Here is a 14815-nt window from a genome sequence, read left to right on the forward strand (position 1 = left end):
ATTTCCGTCAGCTATTTTTTTACCACGGGAGATATTTTTTCCACCAACCCGTCTTTTTCTTCTCTTCACTAACCTTTTCGAACTCTTCCTTATCATCAACGTGATCCATACAATACTCTGTTGGCTCTGTACCTTTTGCGAAATACATTTTCACAGAAATGGGACAATTTTTTGTAGCAATCTTACCGTTTTCAGGATTAACATCGACTGCAACAACATCTGCTGGTTGTTTGAACTCTTGTTTAGGCTGTCCATCTAATCCTTTTTCCATTGTATCGGTCCATATTTTTTTTGCGTATCCTTGTTCTGCTACGTTTGAAATGGATTTAGGTTGATCGTATCCAATCCAAACCCCTGTTACGAGCTGCGGGGTAAATCCAATCATCCAACTATCAGTTTCTGTAGAACCAGACTTTCCAGCATATGTTCTTGATAGTTTTGATAACATCGATTGACCGGTCACAGCGGCATAACTGCTTAGTTTTTTATTAAACATACCTGCCATCATTTCTTCCATCACAAAGGCTTTGCTTTTATCTAGAACTTGTTTACTTTCTAAATGAGCATCGTATAGCATATTTCCTTCATGATCAACGATGCGCCTTATAAAGATTGGTTTTACTTCTTTCCCGCCGTTTGCAAACATGCTATAAGCATTGACCATTTCAATTGGTTTTACAGGAGATGTGCCGAGAGCAAGAGACGGAACATCTTTTAATGCGCTAGTAATACCGAATTGCTTCGCTGTTTTTGTAAGAATGTCTTCGCCTAAAAATAGATTTGTCTTCACAGCATATACGTTATCAGAAACAGCGAGTGCTTGTGCCATTGTCACAAAGTCGTCTGCATAATAGTTTTTATAATTTTTCGGTTTATATTTGGAAACACCGTCACCTAAAGTGAATACAGTGTATTCGCTTTTTAAGCGCGTAGCAGGGGTGAATCCTCGTTCTAAGGCTGCATAATATAGAAATGGCTTAAATGTAGAGCCGGGCTGACGAGTGGCTTGTGTAGCTCTGTTAAATTGACTCGTATTATAATCAGTTCCACCAACAAGGGCAGCCACTTCACCCGTTTTTGGATTCATAGAGACGAGGGCAGTTTGGATGTTTGTTGTTTCAGGTATATGATTTTTTACAGCTTGCTCTGCTACAGATTGTAATTTAGGGTCTAGCGTTGTATAAATACGTAAGCCACCTCGCTGCAAGGCTTGCTCATCTAATCCGATATCACGAAGAAGAGAAGCTTGTACAGCATCTTGGAAATAAGGCGCGACCTCTGCCACTTTTTTCGTATCTAATGAGGCGAAAGTTAGCGGTTCCTTTTTTGCCGAGGCAGCTTGCTGTTTTGTAATATAACCTTGTTCTACCATTTCATCTAGTATGAGAGATTGACGCCCTTTAGCACGCTCTTCTTTTAAAAAGGGAGAGTAGAAGCTAGGTCCTTTCGGAATGCCTGCGAGCATACTAGCTTCCGCTAATGTTAATTCTTTTGCAGTTTTATCGAAATACAGGCGAGAAGCAGCTTCGATTCCGTAAGCACCATGCCCGTAATAAATTGTATTTAAATATCCTTCTAAAATATGATTTTTATTATAGTTCACTTCAAGGCGAACGGTATACATTGCCTCTAATAGTTTACGCTTCCACGTTTTATCATGATCTAAGTATAGGTTACGAGCATACTGTTGTGTAATAGTACTAGCACCTTGTACTTTTGCCATTGCTTTTAAATCGGCAACAATGGCACCAACAATACGCTTTATATCAAATCCATGATGTTTGTAGAATCGTTGATCTTCAATAGATAGTGTTGCCTCTTTTACATAAGGAGAAATTTCATCAAGAGATACATTATAGCGCTTTTGTGTTTCATTACTTTGTCCTATAACAGTGTCATCATTAGCGTAAAAGACACTCGTTTGCGGCACTGCAACAGGGGGAGGCCCCATAATTTTTGCAGCTATAATGATAATAAAAAAGGAAAAAACGAAAAAAAGAACACAAGAAAACATTACGGTGAAGAAAAGACGTTTATATTTTTTAAGTTTTGGATTCATAGTTTGATCCATCTTTTTCAGCCCCTCATTAATACAAGCATTATTGTATTAGTATTGAGGGTTTTCGTTTATTTTAAACAATGAAATTTTGAAAACAAAAAAGCCCCTTCAATTAAGAAAGGAGCTCAAAGGCACGTGCTGGCCAATCGGTAATGATGACATCTACACCATAGTCAATCATAGTTTGTAAATCTTTATATTCATTAATAGTGTAAGGACGAAAAACGTATCCTTGCCCCTGTGCTAATTGGACAAACTCTTTCGTTAATAATTGAAAGTTTGGATGTAATCCAGTTGCCCCATGTTTTTTTGCTTCAGCAATAGGATCTGCAAGTGGTGTATCGTACAAAATCGCTCTTGGAATTTCTGGAGCAATTTCTGCTAATAATGAAACGGAATCGTGGTTAAATGATGAAAATACAATTTGATTGGATAGATGATATTCACGAACAAGAGCAACAACTTTTTCTTCAATATTTGGATAATGAAGAACATCTGTTTTTAATTCAATGTTAAGTTGTAAATTTGTTGTAGAGAGCCAAATAAATACTTCTCGTAATGTTGGGATTTTCGCCTCATGGAAAGAAGGATCTTTATGGCTACCAGCATCTAAAGCTTGTAATTCCTCTACAGTTTTCTCAGAAACAAGTCCCACGCCATTTGTTGTGCGGTCCACCGTTTCATCATGAATAACAACTAGTTCACCATCTTTTGATAGATGAACATCAAGTTCAATTCCGTGAGCACTAATGCGTTCAGCCTCTTGGAAGGCAATCATCGTATTTTCTGGGTGTGTTCCTTTTACCCCGCGGTGAGCGAAAATAAGTGGTTTATTCATGTGAAAATCTCCTTATCATCTCTTTTCTTTCATTATGAAACTGCTTTGAGAAAAATACAATTCATATGACAAACATTTACAAAAGTATAACAGTTGCACAAAAGTTAACGTTAACGTAAAATGTAATAATCGGTGAAGGGAGGAATACACATGTATAAAATTGATGAAGTAACAAAGCAAGTTGGTTTAACAAAGCGTACACTTCGTTATTATGAGGAAATTGGTTTAATTCATCCCCCAGAACGCAGTGAAGGGAACATTCGCCTGTATACAGACGAGGACATTGCGAGAATTAAAAGGATTGTGGAAGCGAAAGAAGTACTAGGAATTACGCTTCAAGAAATGCAACATTTCTTATCTTTAAAAGAAAGAATGGAACAAAGAAGAAATAGTGAGAATCCGCGTGACCGTGAAGTGATTCAAGAAATTAAAGAGATGCTTGAAAAACAAGTGCAAACGTTAGACGAAAAAATGGAGCAAATGCAGCGTGTTAAGGCAGAGCTAGAGGATAGTTTAAGCCGTGCGGTTACATTTTTAGAGAATACAAAAGGAGAGTAATCAAAATGGAGAGCAAACAAAAATTAGGGAGATTGATTACAGTGGTGGCTACCTTCCTTGCTTTTTCAGGTATAGGAGTAGTCGACCCAATTTTACCAAGTATTGCTGAACAAATTGGTGCTTCGCATTGGCAAGTCGAGATGTTATTTACAGCATATATTTTAACGATGGCAATTATGATGTTACCAGCTGGAATATTTGCATCAAGATTTGGTGATAAACGAATGATGACGATCGGTCTTGCGATTGTAACTGTATTTGCATTTATATGTGGTATATCGCAAACGATTGCTCAATTATCTCTTTTCCGCGCGGGGTGGGGATTAGGAAATGCGATGTTCTTCGCAACGGCGATGACATTATTAATTGCATTAAGTAAAGAAGTTCATGAAGCAGTAGGATTATATGAAGCAGCTATCGGTTTAGGGATGGCAGGTGGACCTTTATTAGGCGGTATATTAGGTGGACATTCTTGGCGTTACCCATTTTTTGCGACGAGTATTTTAATTTCTTTAGCATTTATTTTAGTTTTCTTTTTTGTAAAAGAACCGGAGCGAAAAGTGAAGCGTAAAGCGGCAGGCGTAGGAGAATTACTTAACCTGGTGAAGTATAAACCGTTTATGCAAGGTGCTATTTCTGGGATGTTATATTACTACGGATTTTTCGTCGTGTTAGCATATTCACCACTTATTATGCATTTATCTGCTATTCAATTAGGATTTGTATTTTGCGGATGGGGATTAGCATTAGCTTACGGATCAGCAATTTTAGCGCATAAGCTAGAAGGTAAATATGAACCAAAAACATTGTTAAAAGGTAGTTTACTTGTATTTGCGATTTTCTTAATTGCACTATTCTTCGTTAAAATCATGTGGTTACAAATCGTGTTAATTGTTCTATCAGGATTAGCATCAGGCTTAAATAACGCGTTATTTACAAGTTATGTAATGGATATTTCACCTTATGAAAGATCTGTTACATCAGGTGTTTATAACTTCGTTCGTTGGTTAGGAGGCGCGATTGCTCCAATTTTATCAGGGGTCATCGGTCATACAGTTTCACCACAAAGTCCGTTTTTAGTCGGTGGAATTGTTGTGTTAGTTGGTTGCGTAATGATCTTAATTCCGATTCGTAAACCGGTAGAAATAGAGACAAAAACCCTTTCTTAAGAAAGGGTTTTCTTTCCTATTACAGAGCAATCCCTTTTCACATATATGTTAGAACCCTCTGACTAAAATATATTTTCGGTATTTTTGTACTTTTAACTATACTTTTTGGATGTTTTGTTTTATTTTTGTTAGGGGACATTAATGATGTCCCTATTATAAATTTGCATTGAAAGGCGTGATTGTACGATGGAACTATGGTTCACTGAAAAACAAACAAAGCATTTTGGAATTACGGCGCGTATTAACCGCACATTACATACGGAGCAAACAGAATTCCAAAAACTTGATATGGTTGAAACGGAAGAGTTCGGAAACATGCTTATTTTAGATGGCATGGTTATGACAACAGAAAAGGACGAGTTCGTTTATCATGAAATGGTAGCGCACGTACCTTTATTTACACATCCAAACCCTGAAAACGTATTAGTAGTAGGTGGTGGCGATGGTGGTGTTATTCGTGAAGTATTAAAACACCCAAGCGTAAAGAAAGCAACTCTTGTTGAAATTGATGGAAAAGTAATTGAGTACTCTAAACAATACTTACCATCAATTGCAGGCGCATTAGATGATGAGCGTGTAGAAGTAAAAGTAGGAGACGGTTTCCTACACATCGCAGAAAGCGAAAATGAATATGACGTAATTATGGTAGATTCTACTGAGCCAGTAGGCCCAGCAGTAAACCTATTTACAAAAGGCTTCTACGCTGGAATTTCTAAAGCGTTAAAAGAAGATGGTATTTTCGTTGCTCAAACGGACAACCCTTGGTTTACACCAGAACTAATTACAACTGTGTTTAAAGACGTAAAAGAGATTTTCCCAACTACTCGTCTATACACAGCAAACATTCCGACGTATCCAAGTGGACTTTGGACGTTCACAATCGGATCTAAAAAACATGATCCATTAGAAGTAAGTGAAGAGCGTTTCCATGAAATCGAAACGAAATATTACACAAAAGAATTACACAATGCAGCATTCGCATTACCGAAATTTGTTGGCGATTTAATTAAGTAAGAGCGTTAAATTGAAATAAATAAAGTGTAAGTAACTCATTTAAGGTGTTTGTCTAGAAGGCTTGAACATGCTAGTTACTTACACTGCTACAAATGAAGTAGTCTTCTTGTGATAACAAGAAGGCCCAGGTAAATCGAGAAAGAGGAGCAATGCGCTCCAAATTTGAGAAATAGTGAAAGGTTGGGATACCTTAAGTTCCACATAAGGAGGAAAAGAATATGCGTTTTGATGAAGCTTATTCAGGTAAAGTATTTATTAAAAGTCATCCAAGTTTTGAAGAGTCAGAGGCAGTTATTTACGGGATGCCTATGGATTGGACAGTAAGTTTCCGTCCAGGATCTCGCTTTGGCCCTGCACGTATTCGTGAAGTATCAATCGGTCTTGAAGAATATAGTCCGTATTTAGATCGTGAACTAGAAGAGGTAAAATATTTTGATGCGGGTGATATCCCATTACCATTTGGGAATCCACAGCGTAGCATAGACATGATTGAAGAATATGTAACAAAACTATTAGATGCCGGTAAGTTTCCACTAGGTCTCGGCGGAGAGCACTTAGTGTCTTGGCCAATTTTTAAGGCAATGGCAAAAAAATATCCGGATTTAGCAATCATCCATATGGATGCTCATACTGACTTACGTGAGTCATATGAGGGAGAGCCTTTATCCCACTCTACACCAATTCGTAAAGTGTGCGATTTAATTGGTCCGGAAAACGTATATTCTTTCGGTATTCGTTCTGGAATGAAGGAAGAATTCGAATGGGCAAAAGAAGTAGGTATGAACTTATATAAATTTGACGTATTAGAACCGTTAAAGGAAGTATTACCGAAACTTGCAGGACGCCCAGTCTATGTCACAATTGACATCGACGTATTAGACCCAGCTCACGCTCCTGGAACAGGAACATTAGAAGCTGGAGGTATCACATCTAAAGAACTATTAGAGTCCATCGTAGCAATTGCAAATTCAAATATAAAAGTAGTCGGAGCAGACTTAGTAGAAGTAGCTCCAGTCTACGATCATAGTGATCAAACACCAATCGCAGCAAGCAAATTCGTGCGGGAAATGCTGCTCGGTTGGGTTAAATAAAAGCGTAGGCAGCTCGCTCAGAATGTGAGGGGGATGGAGCTTCAGACGTAGAGGCGTTTTTTGTCTCGAAGGAAGAAGCGAAGCCACCGATCATTCTAGCCGCTGTAGCTGGATAAAGTAAAAGTGAAGCCGACTCAAAAAGTGTTTTGAGCCGGCTTCTTTTATTAATAGGTAGGTTATTATTGTCTTATTTAGTAGTTAAGTCGATATATGCGGAGTTGTGTTCAATATAATTTCACTTACCGTCACGCGACATAAAAAAGAGCTATTCTCAAACGATGAGAATAGCTCCCTTTCTTTACGCAACTTTCTCTTCCGAAGTAATTCCGCGAATTTCATCAGCAGAACGGATTGGATATTTGCGGAACACAATGGAACCGACGTATCCAACAATAGTGGTAACGATTCCACATAATACGGCAGCAATCGTTACTTTTATTACATCATTAAATCCGAACAGTACGAGAAGTCCTGGAATTGGTGATGCTGTCCCTGGTGCATTATTAACGAGCTGGAATAGCGACGTAATAATACCGGCAAGCGCACCGCCAACAAAGTTTGTCATATAGATAGGAATTGGATTTGCTGAGACAACATCGGCCTGTGTTAACGGCTCGATTGCCACGGCGATTGTATCTTTCTTTGAACAGATTTTTAGTCGTTTAAAGAAAATGAAGTTCATTGGGGCAGAAGCTGCTACCGCAAGACTACCAATTGCCATTGGTAAACCAGTTAATCCAAGCATTGCAGTTAGTGCCATAGAACTTAATGGAGATGTAGAAATAACTGTTATTAATCCACCAAGCATAATACCCATAATGATAGGACTTTCTGTAGTCGCAACTGAAATCATAGAACCGATTTTACCGAGTGTTGCGTTAACGAGTGGATCCATAAGCATGGCCATTCCACGTGAAATTGGTGCGGCAATACATAGAATTGCTAAAAATTCTACACCAGCTGGTAATTTCTTTTCGAGAAATTTCACGACGAAAGCACAAACGTATCCAGCGAAAAATCCTGGTAATATACCGAATCCACTAGTAGCTATACCGATTAAAACAGCGTATACGGGTGAGACACCGATTGCTAATGCGACTAAAATTGCCGCTGCGACACCGCTCATGCTACCAGAAGCTACTCCTACTGATTGTAAAAAGTCATTATGAAACATTTCTCCACCAATATAACGATGAAATGCTTCAATAAGAAAACTTGCGATTGCTGCATTAGCTAAAGCGCCCATTGCTTTCATTCCGTAAGGCGCACGGTAACTGAAAAGTGTAAATAGACAAAGTACAACAAGTAATAGTGCTAAACCTTGCAAGATAGCCATTTGAAAATTGTCTCCTTTGATTTTTGTAATAAAAATTTGTATCATTCAATAATAATATAAAAGTTTGTTAAACGGAAAAATTTTTTATTGGGAAATTGCTGTAAGGTGAAAAACTCTTACAATAATGTAAGGAAAGTGTAAGGCATTTCGATAGAGTATAGTATGCCTTTTTTCGTATAATACAGGTATAGACATACGGCTAGTGAGAAAGCAGTGCAAACAGGAGGCGCATTTATGAAATTGGTAATTAAAGTTTTAGCTGTGTTCGCCATTATTTTAGGTGGAACAGCATATTATTTAAACACGAAAACAGAAGGTGTGCATGCTTTTGTAGACAACTTCTTTTCAAATAAAGAAATACAAGATTATTATGCTGTTATAGATAAAAGTGAGAAAAAAGACGATGAATATTTGTATACATTTAAAGGGTATACAGAAGATGGAAAGTTACAAGTTATTAAAAGAATGGTGAACCGTGAATTGCATACGGGTGCTTTTATAAAAATTTATGCAAAAGGTATGCAGGGAAAAGGATGGGCTGAAATCTCGAAAGAATCAATCCCGCAAAAAGCGTTGCAAAAAATAGAAAAACCATAAAAGGAGCGAATCGTTCGCTCCTTTTTTAGTGCGTTAAAATGGTGATAGCTGAACTTTCTTTATTAGAAATGATTTTTGCCCTTCCGCCAATTGGGAAAGTAAAAATAGGAGTTGTATGTCCGAAACTTGTATTTGCAATGATAGGTATATGTGTAAGTTCAGGCTTTGAAGCAATCATTTCTTGAATGTCCTCTATCATACATTCTGCTCCTTTTTGCATTCGTCCTATAACAATGCCTTTTACATGTTCAAAGTCAGGTTGATGCATAAGAGAATGTAAATATCGATCAAAAGTTTTTAGGGTAGATTTTCCTGTTAAACTATCCTCTTCAATAAATAAAATTTTGCCCTGTAAGCTTGGCATATATGGTGTACCTTGCAGTAAATTAAATGTGCTCATATTGCCACCAATAATATCTCCCATCGCTTCCCCTTCTTGAATTGAAACATATCCTTCATTTTTAATAAATTCTCGATTTTCTTGATCCATATACCAAGAGTCATCGCTCCAAGTTTCAGCTGGTAGTATTTCAATAGGTTCATGAGAAGTTAAGCACTTTAAAAAGTAATCGGTCGTATAATCGAGCCCTTTCTCCATTCCAAATGAAGAGAAGTGAGGACCTGAATATGTAACTAAGCCTGTTTTAGCATAAATCGCGTTACTTAAAGCGGTAATATCAGAATAACCGCAGAAAATTTTCGGATTTTCTCGAATTAAATCATAATCGAGATGTTTCAATAAACCATTAGAGTTGTATCCGCCAAGTGTCGTCAAAATGGCTTTTACATTAGGATTTCTAAATGCTTCGTGGAGGTCTTGAACTCGTGAAGAAATAGAAGAGGAGGCGAATCGATCTATCTCATCAGCATATTTTGAGAATGTAACTTGAAAGCCTATGTCGGTTAATCTTTTTATAGCAAGGTCTCTGTTTTCATTTGAGACAATACTTAAACTACAAGATGGTGAAATAACCCTTATTTCATCACCTTTTTTTAATTTTGTTGGTAGCACCAAATTCACCCCTCTAAATGAAAGAATATTTAGATTTAAAAAATATTTTAACATATGAAATAAAGTGAAGGTGAATTATTTTTTGAAAAGGAGTTTTCCTGATTTTTCAGCAGACAGACAGAGTCTTTTTTTGATATGATAGGAAAAGTGATTTATTATAAGTAGTATTTAATATCTATAACATTTGAAGGGTGTGCAAGACGTGAAGAAACAACTTGCAGGCTTGCCGGTACACGTTCATTTCGTAACAGAAATCCGTGAAGGGGCGAGGAAGGAAACCGTTGCTTTTGAAGCAAATGGTCAATACTATGTAAAAGGTCAAGGTACATATATAACATTCCAAGAGCCGAACGAACAAGGCGAAGTGAAAACAATTATTAAAATTCAAGATGAACAAGTTCTCATTATGCGTTCAGGTGCTATTTCTATGCGTCAGACGCATGTGAAAGGTGAATGGACAACTGGTACGTATACGAGTGAACTTGGTACGTTTGCATTGCAAACGAAAACTGATAACGTTCTTTTTAAATGGTCGGATGAAAAGAAAAAAGGACAACTCTTCTTAACGTACGCATTGCTTCTAAGTGAACAAGAAGCTGGCAGATATACAATTACACTTAATTTGAAGGAGGCAAAATAATGAATTCTTTAGAACAAGTAAAAGGATTGATTAAAGAAGAAATTCAAGCTGCTGTATTAAAGGCAGAACTAGCGACAGAAGAACAAATTCCAAACGTTGTATTAGAATCTCCAAAAGATAAAACAAATGGTGACTTCTCTACAAATATGGCAATGCAACTTGCACGCGTTGCGAAAAAAGCACCTCGTATGATTGCAGAAGACTTAGTTGCAAACTTCGATAAAGCAAAAGCTTCTATTGAAAAAATTGAAATCGCTGGTCCTGGTTTCATTAACTTCTACATGGATAATAGCTACTTAACAGACTTAATCCCAACAATCGTCAACGCTGGTGAAGCATACGGTGAAACGAATACTGGTAAAGGTGAAAAAGTACAAATTGAGTTCGTATCTGCGAATCCAACAGGTGATCTTCACTTAGGACATGCACGTGGTGCGGCAGTAGGTGACACTTTATGTAACGTATTAGCAAAAGCAGGATATGATGTATCTCGTGAGTACTACATTAATGATGCTGGTAACCAAATTCATAACTTAGCTCTTTCTGTTGAAGCTCGTTACATGCAAGCTTTAGGTTTAGAGAAAGAAATGCCAGAAGACGGTTACCATGGTGCGGACATCATTGGAATCGGTAAACGCTTAGCTGAAGAGTTTGGCGATCGTTATGCAAAAGCTGATGCAGAAGAAAGCTATGAATTCTATCGTTCATACGGTTTAAAATATGAGTTAGCAAAACTTCAAAAAGATTTAGCAAGCTTCCGTGTTAACTTCGATGTGTGGTTCTCAGAAACATCATTATACAAAAACGGAAAAATTGATCAGGCTCTTGCTGTATTAAAAGAGCGTGACGAAATCTTTGAAGAAGGCGGAGCAACTTGGTTCCGTTCAATGACTTACGGTGACGACAAAAACCGTGTATTAATTAAAAATGACGGTTCTTACACATACTTAACGCCAGATATCGCTTATCACCGTGATAAATTAGAGCGTGGTTTCGATAAGCTAATCAACATTTGGGGTGCTGACCACCACGGTTACATTCCTCGTATGAAAGCTGCTATTCAAGCACTAGGTTACGATAAAGAAACACTTGAAGTAGAAATCATCCAAATGGTACAACTGTACCAAAATGGTGAAAAAATGAAAATGAGTAAGCGTACAGGTAAAGCAGTTACACTTCGTGAGCTTATGGAAGAAGTAGGCGTGGACGCAATGCGATACTTCTTCGCAATGCGTAGCGGTGATTCTCATTTAGACTTCGATATGGACTTAGCTGTATCAAAATCTAATGAAAACCCAGTATACTATGCACAATATGCACATGCTCGTGTATGCAGTATCCTTCGTCAAGGTGAAGAGTTAGGATTAGCTACAGGCGGAGACGTGAATTACAAACTTGTTACTTCTGAGAAAGAAGTAGAGTTACTGAAAAAACTTGGTGAATTCCCGGCTGTAGTTGCGGATGCAGCGCAAAAACGTTTGCCACACCGCATTACAAGCTATGCATTTGAATTAGCTGCAGCATTACACAGCTTCTACAATGCAGAAAAAGTATTAAACCAAGATAACTTAGAATTAAGTAAAGCTCGTTACGAATTAATGAAAGCAGTACGCACGACACTTCAAAATGCATTAGCAATCGTAGGAGTATCTGCACCAGAAAAAATGTAATAAAGAAAAGCGGAGCCGACTGTTTAGTCCCGAAGGCTAAGGTTCTTTCCCACAGAAGATGCATTTTATCTTCTCGTGGGGAAGGTTCTTAGACAGAAGGGGCTAGGAGGCAGAGCTAGACATAAAGAAGAGCGGAAGCGGCTCGTTTAGAATAGGAGGTGGATGGAGCTCCTGACAGAGAGGCGTACTTTGCCTCGGAGGAAGGCGCGAAGCCACCGAGTATTCTAGCCGCTGGAGCTGGACATAAAGAAGAGCGGAAGCGGCTGTTTAGTCCCAAAGGCTAAGGTTCTTAGACGGAAGGGATTAGGAGGCAGAGCTCGCTTTAAATAAAAGGCAATCACACGATGTTGTGATTGCCTTTTTGTATGGAGATAATAAAAAAATTATCAAACAAAAGGAGAATTTGCGTCGTCTTATATAAATGACAGGGGGGTTAAGATGGAAGAAAAGGTAGAAGAATTAATTGATATATATATAAGCAAATATATTCCCTATGCTATAAATTAGCGAAAACGAAAGACAAGGGGAAGGGATAAAAGAGTTGAAGGAGATCTGTGAATCGAAAAAAGGTGTTTTTACAGTTACATTAAAAGCAAATGAAAAGTATGTGTTTAATATAAGTGGTGTAATGGTGAAAGATGGATTTGTAAAAGTAAATTGGAAAGAGAAATAAAAGAGGCCCTGTAAAGGACCTCTTTTCTATTGAATAGTATAAGTAACAGAAAAGCTAACAGGACTATAGTAAACGTAAGGTGCATGAAATTGAACGTACATATTTCCATCTGTTTTTGCAGTGAAAATTCGGCCGTAACCATCAGAATAACGCCCAATAAGGTTATGATTTGAGTCATAAACACTGTAACTAGGAGTTTTGCTGTTAGGTTGAATTGTTAGCTCTTGTCCCTTTTGAAGGAAAATAGGTTCTTGTTCAGAACTAGCTCCAGTTTGCAAAGAATAAAATTTTGTAAAGCTTTGTTCTTGAGCGGCAGCAGCGACTTTTGTTTCAGGAATAAACGCGGTAGCGCCAGTAATTCCTGTTAAAGTTAATGCGCCGGCTAAAATCATATTTTTCATAGTAGAAAAGCCTCCTTATTAGTTGTAATCATTTTTGTTACAGTTAATATTGTATACGATAATGAATAGGAAAAAATATGCTTTTATGCATATATATTTTTTCTCAATAAAAGACCACTAATTAAATCAGTGGTCTTTTAAATGATTAAGCCGCTTTTTGCCCTATTTGAGTAACAGGTTTTTGAAGAGTGTTATAAACACCAGTTCCGATAACTTCTAATGCCATTTTCATACGTTCTGGTGAAATGTTCTCAAATACGTTATCTTGCGGCGTGTGATATACCTTTTCGATATGATAGATTAATGGATTCCAACTATCGACGCCCATCCAAATAAAGAGTGCAGAAGGAATACCCACTTCAGCAAATGGTACGTGATCACTAGAGCCAAATTTCCCTTGAAGAACGAGATCATTATTTAATTGTTTACCTGCATGTAAGGCAGCATCTGTTACAAGGTTTGTTGAGCCATCAGGAGTCATTGCATATAAATTTTTTGCTTTATCATAATTTGTTGCAACCATGTCTGCGTTAAAGACACCTAAAATTCGATCACGTTCCTTTTGGGACAGACTATTAACATAATAATCAGAGCCAAGTAAGCCAGTTTCTTCAGAACCAAAAGCAATGAAACGAATTTCTTTATCAGTTTCTACATTTTGAAAAGCACGAGCCAGTTCTAATACTAATCCTGTACCAGAAGCATTATCATTTGCCCCAGGTGCTCCAACGACACTATCGTAGTGTGAACTTACAACGACGGCCTTTTCATTACCTGTGCTATTTTTTGGTTTCTTTTTAGCGATGACATTTAAGGATGTTAAATTAGATTCATGTCTCGCTTTTAGGGAAAGAATTGTTGTCTCTTTTTTAGCAATTTCTTCTTTAAATGCATTTCCTTGAGCATAAGCAAGACCGAAGACAGGGATAGCCTGTTTTTTAGTTAAGCGAGGATTGAAAGTTTGTCCATAGTTTCCGCGTCCGCCAATTAAGCTGTATAAAAGAACACCTTTTGCCCCTTTACTAACAGCATTTTCAACCTGTTTATTATAATCTGCTACTGTTGCACCTCTTTCGAATAAAACAATTTTTCCGTTTACCTCATTTGGAATATCGTCTAATTTTGTACCACCTTGAACAAAGATAAGCGGAGCTGTAACAGCTTCTGTAGAAATTAGTGCATTTGGAGCAGCACCAGCTTGCCAATTACGCTTTGTCCCTAATGGTGATTCGATAAATCCAACGTATTGATCCGGCACTTGAAAGGGCTGATACTCTACTTCATATCCCATTGATTTAAGCTTCATACCAACATAGCGAGAAGCCCATTCTTCTGATTTTGTACCACCCGGACGGGGACCGATTGTTTCGGATAAGAAACGGATATGCTCGATGGCGTGGCTTGCATCAACTTGTTTTGTAATAGGTGGAGTCTGTGTAATTTCTGACGTGGAATCAGCTTTTGCTTGCCCGATTGGAGCTAAGCTAACGGCGAGTGATACAGCAAGCAAGGAGCTTACTATTTTTTGTTTCAGTGATTTTCTCATTTTTTCCTCTCCCATTCTTCTATTCTCTCTGACTGACAAAAGAAGACGGATAACGACTATATCCCGCATTAACGGGCAGTAGAACCCCCATCTCAAAATTCAGCTGTAAAGCAAAGAAGTTAGATGGGAGATCAACTGCCCGTAAAAGCCCGATTGGTTCAACTAATAATCAATGAGGGATGGACAAAACCCTCACTGATTAAAGTTTCAC

Annotated in this window: 13 protein-coding genes and 2 pseudogenes; 9 read left to right on the plus strand and 6 right to left on the minus strand. The window is 37.8% G+C overall.

The features are described 5' to 3' along the window. Window positions 1-19: 19 nt before the first annotated feature. Window positions 20-2071: a transglycosylase domain-containing protein gene (locus JFU54_RS05090; RefSeq protein WP_088040486.1), complete on the minus strand. Its 2052-nt coding sequence runs from the start codon at window positions 2069-2071 to the stop codon at window positions 20-22. A gap of 100 nt (window positions 2072-2171) precedes the next feature. Further along, entirely contained in the window at window positions 2172-2897 is a 726-nt protein-coding gene (locus tag JFU54_RS05095; protein WP_061673825.1) for a glycerophosphodiester phosphodiesterase, read from the minus strand. A gap of 150 nt (window positions 2898-3047) precedes the next feature. On the opposite strand from JFU54_RS05095, the gene JFU54_RS05100 reads away from it, so the two are divergent. The 4 genes from JFU54_RS05100 to speB all read left to right on the plus strand — a co-directional run bounded on the left by JFU54_RS05100 (window position 3048) and on the right by speB (window position 6729). Continuing rightward, entirely contained in the window at window positions 3048-3455 is a 408-nt protein-coding gene (locus JFU54_RS05100) for a MerR family transcriptional regulator (protein ID WP_002016353.1), read from the plus strand. A gap of 5 nt (window positions 3456-3460) precedes the next feature. Next, a complete protein-coding gene (locus JFU54_RS05105) occupies window positions 3461-4624 on the plus strand; it encodes an MFS transporter (RefSeq protein WP_002016352.1) in 1164 nt (387 codons plus the stop codon). A 186-nt stretch (window positions 4625-4810) separates the two neighbouring features. Continuing rightward, entirely contained in the window at window positions 4811-5638 is an 828-nt protein-coding gene (gene speE / locus JFU54_RS05110) for a polyamine aminopropyltransferase (RefSeq protein ID WP_201063848.1), read from the plus strand. 218 nt (window positions 5639-5856) lie between these two features. After that, window positions 5857-6729, plus strand: a complete 873-nt coding sequence (gene speB, locus JFU54_RS05115; protein WP_002016350.1) for an agmatinase — start codon at window positions 5857-5859, stop codon at window positions 6727-6729. Between the two features lie 298 nt (window positions 6730-7027). On the opposite strand, the gene JFU54_RS05120 is transcribed toward speB, so the two are convergent. After that, window positions 7028-8065 (minus strand): PTS sugar transporter subunit IIC, encoded by a 1038-nt coding sequence (locus JFU54_RS05120; RefSeq protein ID WP_002016349.1) that lies wholly within the window; start codon window positions 8063-8065, stop codon window positions 7028-7030. A 234-nt stretch (window positions 8066-8299) separates the two neighbouring features. Between JFU54_RS05120 and JFU54_RS05125 the strand changes: the two genes are divergently transcribed. Next, window positions 8300-8662, plus strand: a complete 363-nt coding sequence (locus JFU54_RS05125) for a YxeA family protein (RefSeq protein ID WP_002130097.1) — start codon at window positions 8300-8302, stop codon at window positions 8660-8662. 25 nt (window positions 8663-8687) lie between these two features. On the opposite strand, the gene JFU54_RS05130 is transcribed toward JFU54_RS05125, so the two are convergent. Next, window positions 8688-9728 carry a S66 family peptidase gene (locus JFU54_RS05130; RefSeq protein ID WP_201063849.1) on the minus strand — a complete coding sequence of 347 codons (1041 nt, stop codon included), beginning with the start codon at window positions 9726-9728 and terminating at the stop codon, window positions 8688-8690. Between the two features lie 148 nt (window positions 9729-9876). Here JFU54_RS05130 and JFU54_RS05135 point away from each other — a divergent pair, with 148 nt between their 5' ends. From JFU54_RS05135 to JFU54_RS05145, 4 genes and pseudogenes are all read left to right on the plus strand, one after another. After that, a complete protein-coding gene (locus JFU54_RS05135) occupies window positions 9877-10314 on the plus strand; it encodes a YwiB family protein (protein ID WP_002089794.1) in 438 nt (145 codons plus the stop codon). Further along, entirely contained in the window at window positions 10314-11984 is a 1671-nt protein-coding gene (argS, locus tag JFU54_RS05140) for an arginine--tRNA ligase (protein ID WP_002143903.1), read from the plus strand. Before JFU54_RS05135 ends, argS begins: the two co-directional genes overlap by 1 nt. 349 nt (window positions 11985-12333) lie before the next feature. Then, window positions 12334-12505 (plus strand): annotated as a pseudogene (locus JFU54_RS30190) (RNA polymerase sigma factor); the annotation flags it as partial. Next, window positions 12499-12657, plus strand: a pseudogene (locus JFU54_RS05145) (anti-sigma factor); the annotation flags it as partial. The pseudogenes JFU54_RS30190 and JFU54_RS05145, both read left to right, overlap by 7 nt. 26 nt (window positions 12658-12683) lie before the next feature. Here the strand turns inward: JFU54_RS05145 and JFU54_RS05150 are convergent. Beyond that, window positions 12684-13058, minus strand: coding sequence for a hypothetical protein (locus JFU54_RS05150; RefSeq protein ID WP_000794128.1), 375 nt, complete (start codon window positions 13056-13058; stop codon window positions 12684-12686). Window positions 13059-13203: 145 nt separating this feature from the next. Beyond that, window positions 13204-14604: a M28 family metallopeptidase gene (locus JFU54_RS05155; protein ID WP_201063850.1), complete on the minus strand. Its 1401-nt coding sequence runs from the start codon at window positions 14602-14604 to the stop codon at window positions 13204-13206. Window positions 14605-14815: the final 211 nt, after the last annotated feature.

This window comes from Bacillus sp. TH19 (assembly GCF_016651075.1).
Taxonomy (GTDB): domain Bacteria; phylum Bacillota; class Bacilli; order Bacillales; family Bacillaceae_G; genus Bacillus_A; species Bacillus_A mycoides.